Genomic DNA, 17,308 nt, shown 5'->3' with positions numbered 1-17,308 from the left:
GGGCAAGTGCCCGTACCGGAATCAACGCGACAAACGCACGTGCCGGATCCGGCCGTTGACGGGTTTCACTCCATCGAGTGGGCCCCGTTCGAGTGTGGGTCAGTGCCCCAGAAGGTCGGTGAGGGCGCCGACCGGGTCGCGGTCGGGGGCGCCGCGCGGCCACCAGTCCTCGCGGCCGGCGTCCGACTCGTAGCCGTACCAGAGGCCGTCCCGGCCCAGTCGGAGCTGGAGGGACTCGGTGGAGAGCCGGTTGCGCCAGGGGCGGAAGGCCGGGAAGTCGGCGGCGATCAGGGCGGGTCTGGCCCGGTCGAACGGACCCGCCGGCGGGTCCCACGGCTCCTCGAGCACGGCGAGACCGGCGGCGCCGCCCTGCCGCCAGGCGGCGACGGCCCGGGCGAGGTCGGTGGGGGTGCGGTCCAGCGCGTACGCCAGGTCCCGGTAGAGGGCCCGGGTCGAGGCGGTCAGTCCGGAACCCGGGTGCGCGGCGGCCAGCCGGACGGCGTCCTGCCACGGCGTGAGCGCGGCGACCGGATCGTGCCCCGTCGTGAGGAACGCGTGGGCGCGGACGGCGGCTTCGGAGGCGAGGAGGTCGAGGGCGAGCGGGTCGGGGGCATCGGGGTCGGGCGGGAACACGGCCGGGCGGCCGGGCCGGTCCGGGACCGGAAGCGGAGGGGGCAGCGGCAGCCCGGCCCGCTCCGCCGCGTCGAACACCGCCCGGGCGGGCACGCTGGGCATCGGGGGTGCGGCGGCCGTCGTCTCGGCGGCGGACAGGGCGGCGTTGCGCCGGGTCAGCTCGGCGAGCAGTTCCTGCTCGCCGCGACCGCGCATCAGGAAGAGGACGAAGGGATCCTCGTCGAGGAGTCGGGCGGCCTGGTAGCAGAGGGCGGCGGCGTGCTTGCAGGGGTAACCGTCGTCCGGGCAGGAGCAGTCGGGGACGAGGTCACCCGGTGCGGGCAGCAGTCCGGTGACCGCCTCCAGGGCGTGCGGCACGTCCTTGTCGAGCAGGGCGGCGATGTGGTCGGGGCGTGCGGTGGCCTCGTCGAGGAACCGCTCCCAGCTCTCGTCGCCGAGGGTCCGCATCCTGATCTCGGTGCGGTACGGGCGGGGCCGGCTGCCGTGGACGTAGGCGACGACCCGGCCGGGGGTGACGGTGATCGCGTCGACATGACCGCGCCCCGCGTACGCCTTGCCTCGGGCGAGGCGGGCCGGGTCGAGGGCGGTGCCCTCCAGGGCCGCCACCCAGGCGTTGCCCCACCAGGTGGCGGCGAACCGCCCGTCGGGTGCCTCGCGGGGCGCGACCTGCGGGAAGCTGCGGCGTCGGTCGTCGTGGCGGGGCACTGCTCCGCGCGCGCCCCGTGGGGTGGTCACGAGGGCCTCCTCAGGGACACCAGGTCGGCGAGCTCCCGGTCGGTCAGTTCGGTGAGGGCCGCCTCGCCGGAGCCGAGGACGGCGTCGGCCAAGGCCCGCTTGGCGCGGAGCATCTCGCCGATCCGGTCCTCGACGGTGCCCTCGGCGACGAGCCGGTGGACCTGCACGGGCTGGGTCTGTCCGATGCGGTAGGCCCGGTCGGTGGCCTGCTCCTCGACGGCCGGGTTCCACCAGCGGTCGTAGTGGACGACATGGCCGGCCCTGGTGAGGTTGAGCCCGGTGCCCGCGGCCTTGAGGGAGAGCAGGAAGACGGGGACCTCACCGGCCTGGAAGCGGTCGACCATCCGCTCCCGCTCCGCCACCGGCGTGCCGCCGTGGAGGAGTTGGGCCTGGATGCCGCGCGCGGCCAGATGGTCGGCGAGGAGCCGCGCCATCGTCACGTACTGGGTGAAGACGAGGACCGAGCCGTCCTCGGCGAGGATCGTGTCCAGGAGCTCGTCGAGCAGGGCGAGCTTCCCCGAGCGGCCGGCGAGCCGCGCGGTGCCGCTGCCGCGCGGTGCCTCCTCCTTCAGGTACTGCGCGGGGTGGTTGCAGATCTGCTTCAGGGAGGTCAGCAGCTTCATGACGAGCCCCCGGCGGGCGATGCCCTCGGCCTCCTCGATCCGCGCCATGGTCTCCCGGACGACCGCCTCGTACAGCGAGGCCTGTTCCCGGGTGAGGGAGACGGGGTGGTCGGACTCCGTCTTGGGCGGGAGCTCGGGGACGATGCCGGGGTCGGACTTGCGGCGGCGCAGCAGGAAGGGCCGGACCAGCCGGGCGAGCCGCTCGACGGCCTCCTCGTGCTCGATCTCCTCATGGTTCTCGACGGCGCGGGCGTGCCGGGAGCGGAAGGCCTTGAGAGGGCCGAGGAGGCCGGGCGTGGTCCAGTCGAGGAGCGCCCAGAGTTCGGAGAGGTTGTTCTCCACGGGAGTGCCGGTGAGGGCGACCCGGGCGGGCGCGGGGATCTCGCGCAACGCCCTCGCGGTCGCGGAGAACGGGTTCTTGACGTGCTGGGCCTCGTCGGCGACGACCATCCCCCACTCCCGCCCCGCCAGTTCGTCGGCGCTCGTCCGCAGGGTGCCGTAGGTGGTGAGGACGAAGCCGCCCTCGACGCCGTCGAGGGCGCGCTCGGCACCGTGGAAGCGCCGGACGGGCACGTCGGGGGCGAACTTCGCGACCTCCCGCTGCCAGTTGCCGAGCAGCGACGCCGGGCAGACGACGAGGGTGGGGGCGCGCCGGGCGCGGCGCAGATGGAGGGCGATCAGGGTGACGGTCTTGCCGAGGCCCATGTCGTCGGCGAGGCAGCCGCCGAGGCCGAGCGAGGTCATCAGGTCCAGCCAGGCGAGGCCGCGCAGCTGGTAGTCGCGGAGGGTGGCGGTGAGGCCGGGCGGGGCCTGTACCTCCTCGGGTCCGGCGAGGAGCCGGTCGCGGAGCGCGGCGAGCGCCCCGACGGGGACGGCGGGCACGGTCTCGCCGTCCACCTCCGCGGTGCCCGTGAGGGCGACGGCGAGGGCGTCGACCGGTTCGAGCAGGCCGAGTTCCCGCTTGCGCGCCTTGCGGACCAGATCGGGATCGACGACGACCCACTGGTCGCGGAGGCGCACGATCGGCCGGTGGGCCTCGGCCAGGTGGTCCATCTCCCGCTCGGTGAGCGGGTCGCCGTCGAGGGCCAGCTGCCAGTTGAACCGGAGGAGTTCCTCGCTGTCGAAGAACGCGGTGCCGTCGGTCGCCGAGCCGGGCGCGGCGTGGGTGGCGCTGACGACGGCGGAGGCGCTGAGGGAGCGGGCGAGCTCGCGCGGCCAGTGGACGGCGACCCCGGCGTCGGCGAGCCGGGCGGCGGCCGGGCCGAGGAGTTCGTACAGCTCGTCCTCGGTGACCGCGAGGACATCGGGCACGTCCCGCTCGAGGAGCCGGGCGAGCGGGGGCCAGACGCGGGCGGCCCGGCGCAGCGCGAGGACCGCGTCGATCCGGGCGCGGGGCCCGAAGTGCTCGCCGTCGCCCGCCCAGAGGGCTGTGGCGTCGATGACGAGTGTGGGGTCGGCGAGGCTATGGACCTGGAGGAGCGCAGCGGCCGCGTGACGCTCACCGTGAGGGGTCCGGCCGCCACCGCCGAGGCCACCGCCACCGATCTCGGCGTCAGGGGCCGCGTCGAACAGTTCGAAGGGCGAGAAGTCCAGGCGGAGCGAGACCCGGACCCCCGCGTCCATGCCGGCCGCCGCCTCGGCCGCCCAGGCACGCGCGCGGGGCAGATGCTGCGGCGCACGGGCCGCGAACGGCGCCCCCACCGCGTGAGCGGCGGCCGGGGTCCTGGGCAGGATGTCGGCGACCGCGTCGAGGAAGGCACGCACGAGGGCCTCGGGATCGGGCAGGCGCAGCGGTCCGCGCCCGGAGACGGGCACGGCGTGCCCCTCGTACGGCAGGGCCGCGGCGACGGCCCGCAGATGGGCGATGTCGTCGGCGTCCAGGGGACCGGCCCGCCAGGCGTCCAGGTCGTCGGCGGTCAGCCCCGGAAGCATGCGGCCGCGGGCCACCAGATGCAGGGCGTGCAGGGCGGCGGCGCCCCAGCCGGCGGTCGCGGGGTGGGCGGCCGGGTGGTGGCGGGCCGCGACGAGATGGGGCAGTGCGGCGTCGACCGGGAGGGCCAGGGCGGGGACGGACCGGCTCCGGGCGCCGCTGCCGTGCCGCCGGGCGACCGTCAGCTCGACGCGCTCCGCGCCGCTCTCCGCCGGGTCCGGCAGCGCACCGCCGTCGGGGGCCCAGAAGGCCACCCTGCCCTCACGGGGCAGAGCGGCCGGCAGGAAGACGGCGGCGCTGGTCGTCCAGGTGTGTGCCACGGCTCCGCGCTCCTTCCCACCGGGTGACGAGTGTCGACTGGATCTCCGACCTTACGGCGGGGGTCTGACAACGGCCGACAGGCGGGTTCGCCCGAGCGGCCCAGCAGCGGATGACACCGGCCACCGGGGGCGCGAGGGTGGCGTGAACCGGGTGCACCCGAGGTGCCGCCGGGTCACCGACCTGGACTCCGACAGAAGAGGAACCGCCATGTCCGTTCGCCGGCGTCTCACGACCGCCACCGGGGCCGTGCTGCTCACCTTCGCCGTCGCCGGCTGTTCGAGCCTGGGCCGCACCATGGTCGGCACGCTCTCCTACGAGACGGAGCGCGAGTTCGTGGTCACCGAGACGAGCCCCTCGGTGAACGGCTGCCACCGTCTCCTCGCCCCCCGCGGGGTGACCAGGGTCGAGAACAACACCCTGGTCGACATCAGGCTGTTCCCGACACGCGACTGCTCGGGGGAGCACAACATCTACCTCCCCACCAACAGCAACAACCAGATCGCGCCCGGCGCCCTGCCCTGGCGCAGCTACAGCGTCATCCACTAACCGGTTCCCTCCGGCCCACCTCAGGGTCCATCCTGGAAGAGCCCTTCGGGGCTCGGACGGGAGATGGTGACCGTCATGCGTTCCGGGAACGAACCGGCGACCGCGCGCAGCCCCCTGCGCATGCGCTTCTGGCTGGGCCTGTGGGGGCTGCTCTGGGCCGCCTTCGGCACGACCGTCTTCTCGCTCCTCGGTCGGCCGGGATGGGCCGCGGCCTGCGGCGTCCTGTTCCTTGTCGTGCTGGTCGACCTGGCGATGGTGGTGCGCCACATCCGTCAGGGCCCGCACTGGCAGCCGGGCCGGAACATCCCGCCGTACGAGCCGGATCACGGGGGTACGGGCCGCTGAGCGCCCGCGCACCGTTCCATGCCAGGCCCGGCGGCCACTACCGCTCCGTGCCGGGCGGCGCCTGCCGTTCCCTGTCGGATCCGGCGGCGCCTACTGCTCCGTGTCGAACCCGGCGGCCTGGAGGTACTCCGGCTTCGGGTCCAGCGCGGCCGCGAGACGGAAGTGCCGGGTGGCCTGGGCGGTCAGGCCGGAGCGCTCGAAGGTGCGGGCGAGGGCGAAGTGCGCGAACGCGTTGTCCGGCTCGCGCTCCAGGACCAGCTCGAACTCCAGTTGAGCGGGACGCAGCTGAGCGGCCGCGAAGAACGCGCGGGCCCGCAGCAGACGCGCCGCCGTGTTCTCGGGATGGGCGGCGATCACCGAGTCCAGGAGCTTCACGGCGCCACGGGGATCCCGCGCTGCCAGCAGATGCTCGGCTGCGCGGAAGTCGATGACGTGCGTTTCCGGGTTTCTGTCGGCCACCATGACATCCTTCCCCTCGATCCGCTGGTTGAACACCGGACCGCGCTCCCTCATTCCACCGACGCGCGGCGCTCCAGCTCCTCCCAGACCTTCCGCACCTGCGGTTCGAGCGCGTCGAGGGGCCCGTCGTTGTCGATCACGAGATCCGCGACGGCCAGCCGCTGCGCGCGCGTGGCCTGGGCCGACATCCGGGCCCGTGCCTCGGACTCGGCCATGCCCCGGAGTCGTACGAGGCGGTCGAGCTGGGTCTCCGGGGAGGCGTCGACGACCACCACCAGGTCGTACAGCGGCGCGAGCCCGTTCTCGGTGAGCAGGGGTACGTCATGGACGACGACGTCTCCTGCGCCCGCCCGGCTCTCCAGCTCCGCCGACCGGGCTCCGACGAGCGGGTGCACGAGGGCGTTGAGGGTGGCGAGACGGTCGGCGTCGGCGAACACGATGGAACCGAGCTTGGGCCGGTCGAGCGTCCCCTCCGCGGTGAGGACGTCCTCCCCGAAGGCCTCCACGACGGCCGCGAGCCCCGGTGTGCCGGGCTCGACGACCTCGCGGGCGATCCGGTCCGCGTCGATCAGCACGGCTCCGTACGAGACGAACAGCCGTGACACTTCGCTCTTGCCGGCGCCGATCCCGCCGGTCAGGCCCACCTTCAGCATGAGCGGCAGCTTAGGGCCTGCCCCGGGCGGGTCAGGAGTCGCCCTCCCGCTCGGCGAGGAAGCGCTCGAACTCGCGGCCCAGCTCGTCCGCCGACGGCAGGTCGACGGGCTCGGCGACCAGGCTGCCGCGGGTCTCCGCGCCGGCCGCCGCGTCGTACTGGTGCTCAAGGCCCTGCACGAGCGCGACCAGCTCCTCGTCGCCCTCGCCGATCTGGCGGTCGATCTCGGTCTGGGTCCGGCGGGCCTCGGTCCGCAGCGCGTGCGCGACGGCGGGGAGGACCAGGCCGGTGGCGGCCGTCACGGCCTCGAGCGCGGTCAGCGCCGCGTCCGGGTACGGGGAGCGGGCGACGTAGTGCGGGACGTGCGCGGCGACACCGAGGGTGTCGTGTCCTGACTCGGTGAGCCGGTACTCGACGAGGGCCTCGGCGCTGCCGGGGACCTGCGCCTCGTCGAAGGGGCTGCGGTGGCCCGGCATGAGGTCGGTGCGGCTGCCGTGCGGGGTGAGGCCGACGGGCCGGGTGTGCGGTACGCCCATCGGGATGCCGTGGAAGTTCACGGAGAGGCGCACGCCGAGGCGCTCGATGATCTGCCGGACCGCGGCGGCGAACCGCTCCCACTCGACGTCCGGCTCCGGGCCGGAGAGGACGAGGAAGGGGGCGCCGGTGGCGTCCTGGACGAGGCGGACCTCGATGGACGGCGTCTCGTACGCGGTCCATCGGTCGCGCCGGAAGGTCAGCAGCGGGCGGCGGGCGCGGTAGTCCACGAGCCGGTCGTGGTCGAAGCGGGCCACGAGCTGGTGGGGCAGGGTGTCGAGCAGGCCGTCGATGATCTGCTCACCGGTCTCTCCCGCGTCGATGTATCCGTCGAAGTGGTACAGCATGACCAGCCCGGCCGACTCCTGCGCCAGTGCCAGGTCGACGACAGCCAGGCCCTTGGCGTCCCATTCGTACAAATCCTGGGGATCAAGCACGATTACCGCTCCTCCTCGTGTTCTCTCTGGAAACGTCTCGCGCGGCAACGCCATTCCCGGACGGCGCGATCTTCCCGTACGGGCTCGGCCTCCGGGGCGGGGAGGAAGGGCTTGGAGGAAGGGCAGCGAGGAGGGGCGCGTCGAAGGGCCCGGAACATGACCGAGGCCCGCTCCCCCGAAGGGGAGCGGGCCTCGATTCGCTAGCGGCTAGCGCTCAGCGGAGAGCCTGTTCAGCTCTGGCCGCCGGCCAGCTTCTCGCGCAGGGCGGCGAGCGCCTCGTCCGACGCCAGGGCGCCGGAGTTGTCGTCCGACTCCGAGGAGTACGAACCACCCGAGATGCCCGCACCGGCGTTGCCACCGGCGGCCGGGGCGGCAGCGCCCTCGGCAGCAGCGGCCTCGTCGGCCTCGCGGGACTTGATGACCTGAGCCTGGTGCTGCTCGAAACGAGCCTGCGCCTCGGCGTACTGGGTCTCCCAGGCCTCGCGCTGGGTCTCGAAGCCCTCGAGCCAGTCGTTGGTCTCGGGGTCGAAGCCCTCGGGGTAGATGTAGTTGCCCTGGTCGTCGTAGGACGCGGCCATGCCGTACAGGGTCGGGTCGAACTCGACCGAGGCCGGGTCGGCACCGAAGGACTCGTTGGCCTGCTTCAGCGAGAGGCTGATGCGACGACGCTCGAGGTCGATGTCGATGACCTTGACGAAGATCTCGTCGTTGACCTGGACGACCTGCTCCGGGATCTCCACGTGGCGCTCGGCCAGCTCGGAGATGTGGACCAGACCCTCGATGCCCTCGTCCACGCGGACGAACGCACCGAACGGAACCAGCTTCGTGACCTTACCCGGGACGACCTGACCGATCTGGTGGGTCCGGGCGAACTGCTGCCACGGGTCCTCCTGCGTCGCCTTCAGCGACAGGGAGACACGCTCGCGGTCCATGTCCACGTCGAGAACCTCGACGGTGACCTCCTGGCCGACCTCGACAACCTCGGAGGGGTGGTCGATGTGCTTCCAGGACAGCTCGGAGACGTGCACGAGGCCGTCGACGCCACCCAGGTCCACGAAGGCACCGAAGTTGACGATCGAGGACACGACGCCGGAGCGGACCTGACCCTTCTGGAGGGTCGTGAGGAAGGTCTGGCGAACCTCGGACTGGGTCTGCTCCAGCCAGGCACGGCGGGACAGGACCACGTTGTTGCGGTTCTTGTCCAGCTCGATGATCTTCGCCTCGAGCTCCTTGCCCACGTAGGGCTGGAGGTCGCGGACGCGACGCATCTCGACGAGGGAGGCCGGCAGGAAGCCACGGAGGCCGATGTCGAGGATGAGACCACCCTTGACGACCTCGATGACGGTACCGGTGACGATGCCGTCCTCTTCCTTGATCTTCTCGATGGTGCCCCAGGCGCGCTCGTACTGGGCACGCTTCTTCGAGAGGATCAGGCGGCCTTCCTTGTCCTCCTTCTGGAGAACCAGGGCCTCGATCTCGTCGCCGACCTTGACGACCTCGTTCGGGTCGACGTCGTGCTTGATCGAGAGCTCGCGGCTCGGGATGACACCTTCGGTCTTGTAACCGATGTCGAGCAGGACCTCGTCCCGGTCGACCTTCACGATGACGCCGTCGACGATGTCGCCGTCGTTGAAGTACTTGATCGTCTCGTCGATCGCGGCGAGGAAGGCTTCCTCGTTACCGATGTCGTTGACCGCAACCTGCGGGGTGGTGCTGGTGGCGGTGGTCTCGGTGCTGCTCGTCATGTGGGAAAGGGCTCCGGTTACGGACAGAAAGTCGTAGGTACTGCTACGCCGAGAGCCCGTATCGCACCAAGAAGCCGGACAGCCAATGAGGCCCCCTTCCCGCGAACGGGAGGAGCCTCGAAAACCGAGGGGACATACAACAGGTACGAGCGCGGCCTGCTCCGTCTGAGGCGCGCAGGCCCGCAGCGCAACCTTTAGCATACGGGGGCAGCCGGACAGGGTCAATGCGCGAAGCGCGCACCCGGGGCAGATCTACTCAACTCCGGCACCAACTTGTGTCCTTCCACGCCTGATCGGCGGGATCCGCACACAGCGGCACTGAGCGCAAACTACATCGGCGGGCGAGATGAACCAAGAGTACGAACACGAAGTCCCCTCCGACTCGGCCGAGGAGGAGGCGGAGGCGACCCGGCGTGACGCGGGGGACGCGGAGAGCAGCCGGGCGAGCCGCGGCTGGTGGGACAGGAACGCCGACGAGTACCAGAGCGATCACGGATCGTTCCTGGGCGACGACCGGTTCGTCTGGGGTCCGGAGGGGCTCGACGAGGCCGAGGCCGGGCTCCTCGGACCGGCCGCCTCGCTGAAGGGGCTGGACGTCCTGGAGATCGGGGCGGGCGCGGCGCAGTGCTCGCGCTGGCTGGCGGCACAGGGGGCGCGGCCGGTGGCCCTCGACCTCTCGCACCGCCAGCTCCAGCACGCGCTGCGGATCGGCGGGGACGTGCCGCTGGTGGAGGCCGACGCCGGCGACCTGCCGTTCAGGGACGGCTCCTTCGACCTGGCGTGCTCGGCGTACGGCGCGGTGCCGTTCGTCGCCGACCCGGTGAAGGTGTTCCGGGAGGTGCGGCGGGTTCTGCGGCCCGGAGGCCGGTGGGTCTTCTCGGTGACGCATCCGATCCGCTGGGCGTTCCCGGACGAGCCCGGTCCCGAGGGCCTCTCGATCGCGGCCTCCTATTTCGACCGCACCCCTTATGTGGAGCAGGACGAGCAGGGCCGGGCGGTGTACGTGGAGCACCACCGGACGATCGGCGACCGGGTGCGGGACGTGGTGGCCGGCGGCTTCCGGCTGCTCGACCTGGTCGAGCCGGAGTGGCCGGAGTGGAACAGCCAGGAGTGGGGCGGCTGGTCCCCGCTGCGGGGGAACCTGATCCCCGGCACGGCGATCTTCGTCTGCGAGCGCGCGGAGTAGCGGAGTGGCGGAGTAGCGGCACCCTGCTTGTCCTATTAACAGGTGGGTCCTGTGGACGACGGGGCCCACCTTTCTCGCGTCGCGTACGAGACTGAGTGCGTGATCCGAAACGACGCACTCGACCGTCTCCCCGTCCGCCATGCCGTCCCCGAGCTGCTCGCCGCACTCGACCGGCGCGGTACGGCCGTGTTGTCCGCGCCTCCCGGCACGGGCAAGACGACGCTGGTGCCGCTCGCGCTCGCGGGTCTCATAGGGGAGGGACCGCGGCGGCGGGTCCTGGTGGCCGAGCCGCGGCGGATGGCGGTGCGGGCGGCGGCCCGCCGGATGGCGTGGCTGCTCGGTGAGGAAGCCGGCGACACGGTCGGCTTCTCGGTGCGCGGCGAGCGGCGGACCGGCCCCTCGACCCGGGTCGAGGTGGTGACCACGGGCATCCTGCTCCAGCGGCTCCAGCGCGATCCGGAGCTGGCGGGCGTCGACGTGGTGCTGCTCGACGAGTGCCACGAGCGGCATCTGGACGCCGACACGGCGATGGCCTTCCTGGTGGACGTGCGGGCGACGCTGCGACCGGAACTGAAGCTGATCGCCGCGTCGGCGACGAGCGACGCAGCGGCCTGGGCGGACCTCCTCACGGTCCTGGACGGTGGCGGGCCCGCGCCGGTGGTGTGGAGCAGGGGCGAGGGCCACGGCTGCCGGGTCTTCTTCGAGGCGCCGCCGTCGGGCATCAGGCCGGCCCATGGCACCTGGGTGGATCCGGCGCTGCTTCGGCACGTCGCCGCGACGGTCCGGCTCGCGCTGGGGCGGCACGAGGGGGACGTCCTCTGTTTCCTTCCGGGTACGGGGGAGATCGCGCGGACGGCCGGGATGCTGGCCGATGTCGACGCCGAGGTGCTCCAGCTGCACGGGCGGGCGCCGGCGGCGGTGCAGGACGCGGTGCTGCGGGGTACGGAGCCGGGCGGGCGGCGCCGGGTGGTGCTCGCGACCTCGGTGGCGGAGTCCAGCCTGACGGTGCCGGGGGTGCGGATCGTCGTGGACTCGGGTCTCGCCCGCGAGCCCCGGACGGACCACGCCCGCGGACTCGGCTCGCTGGCGACGGTGACGGTCTCGGAGGCGACGGCGACCCAGCGCATGGGCCGGGCGGGCCGTGAGGCCTTCGGGTTCGTCTACCGCTGCTGGGCGGAGGCGAGCGACGGGGGCAGGCCGCGCTTCCCGTCGCCGGAGATCAAGGTCGCCGACCTGGCGGACTTCGCCCTGCGGACGGCCTGCTGGGGCGACCCGGCGGCGGAGGGGCTCGCACTGCTCGACGCGCCGCCGGCCGGGGCGATGACGGCGGCGCGCTCGGTCCTCGGCTCGATCGGAGCGGTGGACGAGGCAGGCCGGGCCACCGATCGAGGGGTACGGATGTCCCGGCTCGGTCTCCATCCCCGGCTGGGCCGTGCGCTCCTGGACGGTGCGCCGGAGGTCGGCGTGCGGCGGGCGGCGGAGGTGGTGGCGCTGCTCAGCGAGGAGCCGCCGCGCGATTACGGGGACGACCTGGCGGCGGCCTGGCGCACCGCCCGCCGGGGCGCCGACGGGTACGGCGCCCGGTGGAAGGCGGAGGCCCGCCGGCTGGAGCGGTCGGCGGCCGAGGCGGTGGGCCGTGGAGCCTCGGGGGCTTCGGGGGCCACCGGGGCTTCGGCGCGCCTCGCTGCCGCCGGGGCTTCGGGTCCTTCGGCGCCCGTCGGCGCCGCCGGGGGCCCGGCGGGGACGGCGGGGACGGCGACCGGGGACGACGCGGTGGCCGGGCTGGTGACGGCGCTCGCCTTCCCCGAGCGGGTGGCGAGGGCGCGGGAGCAGGGCGGCTATCTGATGGTGTCGGGGAGCGGGGCCAGGCTCGGCGAGGGTTCCGGGTTGCGGGCCACCCCGTGGCTGGCCGTGGCGGTGGCGGACCGTACGGCGCGGGACGCGACGGCGCGGGTGCGACTGGCGGCCGTGGTGGACGAGGACATGGCGCGGCGGGCGGCCGGGCATCTGCGGTCGACCGGCGAGGAGGTCCGGTGGGAGGAAGGGGACGTGGTCGCGCGGTCGGTGGACCGGCTCGGCGCGGTCGAGCTGACGGTCCGGCCACTGGGGTCGAAGGCGGATCCCACGCTCGTGCGGGAGGCGCTGCTCGACGGGCTGCGGCGCGAGGGGCTCGGGCTGCTGCGGTGGAGCCGGGAGGCCGGCGAGCTGCGTGCCCGGCTGGCCTTCCTGCACCGGGAGGTGGGGGAACCCTGGCTGGACGTGGCCGACGGGGCGCTGGTCGAGCGGGCCGGGGAGTGGCTCGAGCCGGAGCTGTCCCGGGCCGTGCGGCGCGCCGATCTGGGCCGGATCGACGCCGGTGAGGCCCTGCGGCGGCTGCTGCCCTGGGCGTCGGGCGAGGCGGGCCGGCTGGGGGAGCTGGCGCCCGAGCGGATCGAGGTGCCGAGCGGTTCGCGGATCCGGGTCGAGTACGGCGGTGAGCGGCCGGTGCTCGCGGTGAAGCTCCAGGAGATGTTCGGTCTCGCGGAGACTCCTCGGGTGGCGGGGGTCCCGGTGCTCGTCCATCTCCTCTCCCCCGCCGGGCGGCCGGCGGCGGTCACCGCCGACCTGGCGTCGTTCTGGCGGGACGGCTACCGGTCCGTGCGGGCGGAGCTGAGAGGGCGGTACCCGAAGCATCCGTGGCCCGAGGACCCCTCAGCGGCGGAGGCGACCCGGTTCACGAGCGCACGGCTCAGACGGGAGGGGTGAGCGGGGCGGCGGCGGGTTCCGGTGCCGGCCGGCGGGAGCGGGCCTCCAGCCAGAGCGCGAGGGCGAGGAGGAGCAGCGCGAGGAAGGTGAGGCTCCAGGGGACGTAGGAGACGAGCAGGAGGACCGTGAGACGGTTGGAGGCGACCAGCTCGCCGACGCTCTCGATGTAGTCCTCGCGCATCTTCACATGGCCCTCGAAGACGGTGAGGGTGTCGACGCCCATCAGCGCCTTGGCGTTGCGGAGCTCCTCCTTGTGGATCTCCTCGCCGTTGACAGGAGCGCCGGTGACGGGCTCGATCCAGAACATCCGCTTGGTGGTGTACCAGCGGGTGAGTCCGGATTCGGCGATGACCTCCGGGGGGATCTTGACCGGCATGGTCTTGGGCATGGGGACCTTGGTCCAGGGGATGGTCTGCTCGAAGTAGTAGACCTCCATGCCCCGGAAGGTGCGGGTGCCCTTGTAGTGGATGGGGGAGGAGGTGCGGGTCTGGGCGTCGAAGTACTGGTAGTCCCGCTTCTCGGTGAGGAAGGGCCATTTGAACTCGATGCCCTCGCGCCGGACCGGGTCGCCGTCGACGGATTCACCGGTGGCGTTGACGGGGTCCTGGGTGTGGGCGTCGAAGATGTACCGCTCGGGGACCTTGGAGACCATCTTGCCGTCGGGGCCCGTGATGTAGGCGAGGGCGTCCCAGACGACGACGTCGCGCCCGGCGTCGCGTTCGATGCGCCGCGACTCCTCCACGTTGCCCTTGAGGGTCTGGATGATCGTGATCTTGTCGACCTTCTCCGCCTTGAGCGTGGAGTAGTCGAGCAGGGTCGCGGGCTGCGCCTCCAGGACGGTCTCCTGGTACTGGTTCGGCGGGATCTTCGCCAGGCGGGGGAAGGCGTACCAGCGCAGGGTCGGGGCCATCGCGACGCAGAAGACGGCGAGGGCGAGGAGGACGAGGCTGGCTCGGCGGCGCACGGTCGCCCCCTACTTCTTGGGGCCGGGGTCGGCGGTCAGCAGGGGCTTGGGCGAGGTGGGCCCGTCGGGCGGCAGATCGACCACGGAGACGAGGAGGGCGAAGAGGAGGACTGGGGCGAGTCCGATGGCGGCGGCGACGAGGGCACGCATGGTCGGCCTCCCGGGGTGCGATCTGATAGGTCGTCAGGGCGGGGGCACCGTAGCAACGCGACCGCGAGATGAGAACACGTTGCACCGCCCTGCCCGGGGATCCCGGTGCCGCTTCCCCGCCCGCGCAGCCCGAGCTGCCGCCCGCACCGCCGGGGGAACGCGAAGCGCCGCTCCCCGCCCGGTGGGGGCGGAGGAGCGGCGCGTGGGGAGGAGAGGGACGCGCGGGCGGGTCAGGCCGAGGGTGAGGGGGAGGCCTCGGGCGCGCCGGTGCCGGAGGAGGTCGGCTCCGGGGTCGGGCTGGGGGTCGCGGTGGGCGCGGTGACCGTCAGTTTGATCTCCGTGGTGCCACCGCCGGGCGCGGTGAGGCGGAGCACGTACTCGCCCGCCTTGTCGCCCGCGAGGATCGCCGGCAGCGAGATCAGGCCGTTCGCGTCCGTCTTCAGGACGAGCGTACGGACCCCGTCCTTGAAGGACGGACCGTCGGCGCTCTCCTTGGTGCCCGCGGAGTCGGCGATCACGGCCGTGACCAGCACACCGGGGGCGAGCGCGCCCTTGACGGTGGCCTTCACCTGCACGGACTGGTCGAACGTGGCGCCGGTGGCGGCCGACAGCGGGTCGCCGCCGACCCGGGCGAGGGCGTCCGCCTGGCGTTCGGTGACGGTCGCGGTGAACACGGTCGCGTCCATGCCGCGGCCCACGACGGTGGCCTTGACCGTGAACGACCCGGTCTTCTCGCCCGCCCGCAGGGCGGGGGCGGCGGCGAGGCCGGCCGAGCCCGTGGCGACGGTCGCGGTCGTCGCGCCGCCGGGGAAGCGGGTGTCGGTGGTGCCGGCGATCTCGAAGCGGATGCTCACTCCGGTGATCGGCGCGCCCGCGGCGTCGAGCGCCGCGACCGTCGGCGTCTTGGTGAAGGCGCTCTCGGTGGTGGCGGTGAGGGGACCGGAGGAGACGACCGCGAGGCGCGCGACCTTGACGGCCGGCGGCACGGTCGGCGGGACGGTCGGCTTCGTCGGCGGCGTGACCGGGGGCTTCACCGGCGGGGTCGGCTTCGTCGGCGGCTTGGTGACCTCGGAGGGCCCGCCCGGCTTCGTGGGATCGGGCTTCGGCTCGGACGGCTTCGGGGCGGGGGTCGTCGGGGCCGGCGAGGGAGGCGACGTGGGGAGGGGGCGGTTGTCCTGGCCCCGGTCGTCGCTGCGGTCGACCGGCAGCACTCCCGTGCCGTCCGGGACCTGGTGGGTGCCGCGGCGGTAGTACTCGAACCACGACATGACCGTGTTCAGGTACTCCGTCGAGCGGTTGTAGCTGAGGATCGCGCGGTCGAGGTCGGCCGTGAGCGCGAGGTTGCGGTCGTTGGCGCAGAGGTAGAGACCGGCGGCCTGCGCGGCGTCGTAGATGTTGTTGGGGTCCTTCTTCCCGTCGCTGTTCGCGTCCTGGCCCCAGGTGGCCCAGGTGGACGGGATGAACTGCATCGGGCCGACGGCGCGGTCGTGGGTGCGGTCACCGTCGTAGGCGCCGCCGTCGGTGTCGGAGATGTTGGCGAATCCGACACCGTCGAGCTTGGGGCCGAGGATCGGCGAGAGGGTGGTGCCGTTGGCGTCGACCCGGCCGCCGCGCGCCTGTCCGGACTCGACCTTGCCGATGCCGGCGAGCAGCTGCCAGGGCAGGTTGCAGCCGGGGGCGGTCGAACGGATCGACTGCTCGGCGCGCTGGTAGGCGGCGAGCACGGACGCGGGTATGCCGGCCTGGGCGGGCCCGGTGATGACCGGCAGCTTGACGGGGGGCAGCCCGGGCTTGTTCGGCGTGTTCAGCGGCGGCAGTTCCGTGTAGTACGGCGAGTCGCCGGTGGCGGACCCGTCGCCGGACGGCGACGCGGTGTCCCCGGCGCCGATGGCCCGGTCTCCGCCGGCGTTGTCGGTGGGCGGCGGGGTCATCTCCGGCGCCTGCGAGGCGGCGAGCGCCGCGACCGCCGCGGCCACCACCGCGCCGCTGGTGGCCCCCTTGCGCAGCCTGCGGCCCAAGTGCGCTGACATGTCCGTGTGGTCCCTTCCCCCTCGACTGGGGTCCCGCGCTCCCCGCGCGAGACCTCCGGCGACCCTATGCCAACTCCGGCCCACCGGGCACCGGCGCCTGACCGGCTTTCACGGTTTCGTCACCTCTCGGCCGCCTGTCCGACCTCCCGTTCCGGACACGGAGAGCGACCGGAGCGGGAACCGGGCGGTGGGTCCAGCACCTCTTGCACTGCGGCCGATGACGTACTCCGGCCGTCGCCACCGGAACCTGGGGGAACACGCGTTGCCGTTCACGCTGAGCCATGCCGCTGCCGTGCTGCCCGGACTGCGGCGGAACGGGACCGCGCGCGGACCGTTGGTCGCGTCCGCTCTCGTCGCGGGCTCCTTCGCGCCCGACATGACCTATTTCGCGGCGACGGCCCTCCCCGAAGCGATGGTCTTCGGAGACGTCACCCACTCCCCCGTCGGGATCGTCACGGCCGATGTCCTGATCACCGCCGTGCTGGTGGCGCTGTGGCTGACCGTCCGCGAGCCGCTCGTCGCGCTGTTGCCCGCCCGGTGGCGCGGCCGGGTGTACGGGTTCGTCCGGGGCGATGTGTGGCGCGGCCGGCACCCGGCCGTGCTCGCAGGGTGGTTCTGCCTCTCCGCGGTCGTCGGCTCGACGACCCATGTCGTGTGGGACTCGTTCACCCATCTCGACCGCTGGGGGACCCGGTTGATCCCGTTCCTCGGTGACGTCGTGGCCGGGTTCCCCGTCTATCTCTATGCGCAGTACGGGGGTTCGGCGCTGGCGCTCGGTCTCCTGGCCTGGTTCACGGTGCGGGCGCTCCGCTCCGCCGCGGGCGTGGAACTGCCGGCCGGGGTACGGGTTCCGGGACGGCGCGGGCGGCTGATCGCGGCCGGACTCATCGGCGGCTGCGTTCTCGCCGGAATGGCCCACCGGGTACTGCGCTGGGCCGCGTACTGGGGCTGGGACCGGATCGAGACGCCCCTGGACGTCATTCCGACGGCCTGCTTCGGGGCCGGTGCGGGGCTCGCCGTCGGGCTCGTGCTGTACGGGGCGGGGGCGCGGCTCCTGGGATCGTCGCCGACACCCGGCCCGGAGGCTCCGGCCGCCGCTCCCCCGGGCCCGGGGGCAGCGGACCGCCCGGCGTCGCGGACGGAGGACTCCCGTCAGGGATCTCGCTGATCCTCCCCGGCGGTCCGGACGGTCGCCGGCGCGGCCGGGAACCGGGCCGCGTGGGCCCGCACTCCTGCCGGTACCCCTGGCGCACGCCACGCGCACCGGACCCGC

14 protein-coding genes are annotated in these 17,308 nt (G+C 73.3%); 5 read left to right on the top strand and 9 right to left on the bottom strand.

The genetic code is table 11. From position 1 onward, the window contains the following. Positions 1–99: 99 nt before the first annotated feature. Together ACZ4XX_RS05305 and ACZ4XX_RS05300 are read right to left on the bottom strand one after the other, a co-directional pair. Positions 100–1,368: an SWIM zinc finger family protein gene (locus ACZ4XX_RS05305; protein ID WP_468506623.1), complete on the bottom strand. Its 1,269-nt coding sequence runs from the start codon at positions 1,366–1,368 to the stop codon at positions 100–102. Then, positions 1,365–4,241 (bottom strand): SNF2-related protein, encoded by a 2,877-nt coding sequence (locus ACZ4XX_RS05300; protein ID WP_468506622.1) that lies wholly within the window; start codon positions 4,239–4,241, stop codon positions 1,365–1,367. Before ACZ4XX_RS05300 ends, ACZ4XX_RS05305 begins: the two co-directional genes overlap by 4 nt. A 208-nt stretch (positions 4,242–4,449) precedes the next feature. Here ACZ4XX_RS05300 and ACZ4XX_RS05295 point away from each other — a divergent pair, with 208 nt between their 5' ends. Together ACZ4XX_RS05295 and ACZ4XX_RS05290 are read left to right on the top strand one after the other, a co-directional pair. Beyond that, complete coding sequence (locus tag ACZ4XX_RS05295; RefSeq protein ID WP_468506621.1) at positions 4,450–4,788, top strand: hypothetical protein; 339 nt, start codon at positions 4,450–4,452, stop codon at positions 4,786–4,788. 75 nt (positions 4,789–4,863) lie between these two features. Next, entirely contained in the window at positions 4,864–5,133 is a 270-nt protein-coding gene (locus tag ACZ4XX_RS05290; RefSeq protein WP_468506620.1) for a DUF6343 family protein, read from the top strand. Positions 5,134–5,223: 90 nt separating this feature from the next. Here the strand turns inward: ACZ4XX_RS05290 and ACZ4XX_RS05285 are convergent, their stop codons facing one another. The 4 genes from ACZ4XX_RS05285 to rpsA all read right to left on the bottom strand — a co-directional run bounded on the left by ACZ4XX_RS05285 (position 5,224) and on the right by rpsA (position 8,960). Next, positions 5,224–5,592 carry a tetratricopeptide repeat protein gene (locus tag ACZ4XX_RS05285; RefSeq protein ID WP_266890655.1) on the bottom strand — a complete coding sequence of 123 codons (369 nt, stop codon included), beginning with the start codon at positions 5,590–5,592 and terminating at the stop codon, positions 5,224–5,226. A gap of 50 nt (positions 5,593–5,642) precedes the next feature. Then, positions 5,643–6,245 carry a dephospho-CoA kinase gene (gene coaE / locus ACZ4XX_RS05280; RefSeq protein WP_468506619.1) on the bottom strand — a complete coding sequence of 201 codons (603 nt, stop codon included), beginning with the start codon at positions 6,243–6,245 and terminating at the stop codon, positions 5,643–5,645. 31 nt (positions 6,246–6,276) lie between these two features. After that, complete coding sequence (locus ACZ4XX_RS05275) at positions 6,277–7,215, bottom strand: PAC2 family protein (RefSeq protein ID WP_468506618.1); 939 nt, start codon at positions 7,213–7,215, stop codon at positions 6,277–6,279. 230 nt (positions 7,216–7,445) lie between these two features. Continuing rightward, positions 7,446–8,960 (bottom strand): 30S ribosomal protein S1, encoded by a 1,515-nt coding sequence (rpsA, locus tag ACZ4XX_RS05270; RefSeq protein ID WP_030325237.1) that lies wholly within the window; start codon positions 8,958–8,960, stop codon positions 7,446–7,448. A 346-nt stretch (positions 8,961–9,306) separates the two neighbouring features. On the opposite strand from rpsA, the gene ACZ4XX_RS05265 reads away from it, so the two are divergent. Then, the gene (locus ACZ4XX_RS05265; RefSeq protein WP_468506617.1) at positions 9,307–10,146 is read left to right on the top strand and encodes a class I SAM-dependent methyltransferase; all 840 of its coding nucleotides are present in this window, start codon (positions 9,307–9,309) and stop codon (positions 10,144–10,146) included. Between the two features lie 99 nt (positions 10,147–10,245). After that, on the top strand, positions 10,246–12,891 hold the full coding sequence (locus ACZ4XX_RS05260; RefSeq protein WP_468506616.1) for an ATP-dependent RNA helicase: 2,646 nt from the start codon (positions 10,246–10,248) through the stop codon (positions 12,889–12,891). Here ACZ4XX_RS05260 and pgfA read toward each other — a convergent pair. The 3 genes from pgfA to ACZ4XX_RS05245 all read right to left on the bottom strand — a co-directional run bounded on the left by pgfA (position 12,875) and on the right by ACZ4XX_RS05245 (position 16,035). Continuing rightward, positions 12,875–13,855, bottom strand: coding sequence for a cell envelope lipid trafficking protein PgfA (pgfA, locus tag ACZ4XX_RS05255; protein WP_468506615.1), 981 nt, complete (start codon positions 13,853–13,855; stop codon positions 12,875–12,877). The genes ACZ4XX_RS05260 and pgfA overlap by 17 nt on opposite strands. 9 nt (positions 13,856–13,864) lie before the next feature. Next, a complete protein-coding gene (locus ACZ4XX_RS05250; protein ID WP_362217256.1) occupies positions 13,865–14,005 on the bottom strand; it encodes an SPW_0924 family protein in 141 nt (46 codons plus the stop codon). Between the two features lie 230 nt (positions 14,006–14,235). Next, positions 14,236–16,035 carry a lytic transglycosylase domain-containing protein gene (locus tag ACZ4XX_RS05245; RefSeq protein WP_468506614.1) on the bottom strand — a complete coding sequence of 600 codons (1,800 nt, stop codon included), beginning with the start codon at positions 16,033–16,035 and terminating at the stop codon, positions 14,236–14,238. 262 nt (positions 16,036–16,297) lie between these two features. On the opposite strand from ACZ4XX_RS05245, the gene ACZ4XX_RS05240 reads away from it, so the two are divergent. Then, positions 16,298–17,203: a DUF4184 family protein gene (locus tag ACZ4XX_RS05240; RefSeq protein WP_468506772.1), complete on the top strand. Its 906-nt coding sequence runs from the start codon at positions 16,298–16,300 to the stop codon at positions 17,201–17,203. The last annotated feature ends 105 nt before the right edge of the window (positions 17,204–17,308 follow it).

The organism is Streptomyces sp. NPDC029956, assembly GCF_055574655.1.
This window is presented reverse-complemented; position numbering and strand designations above follow the sequence as displayed.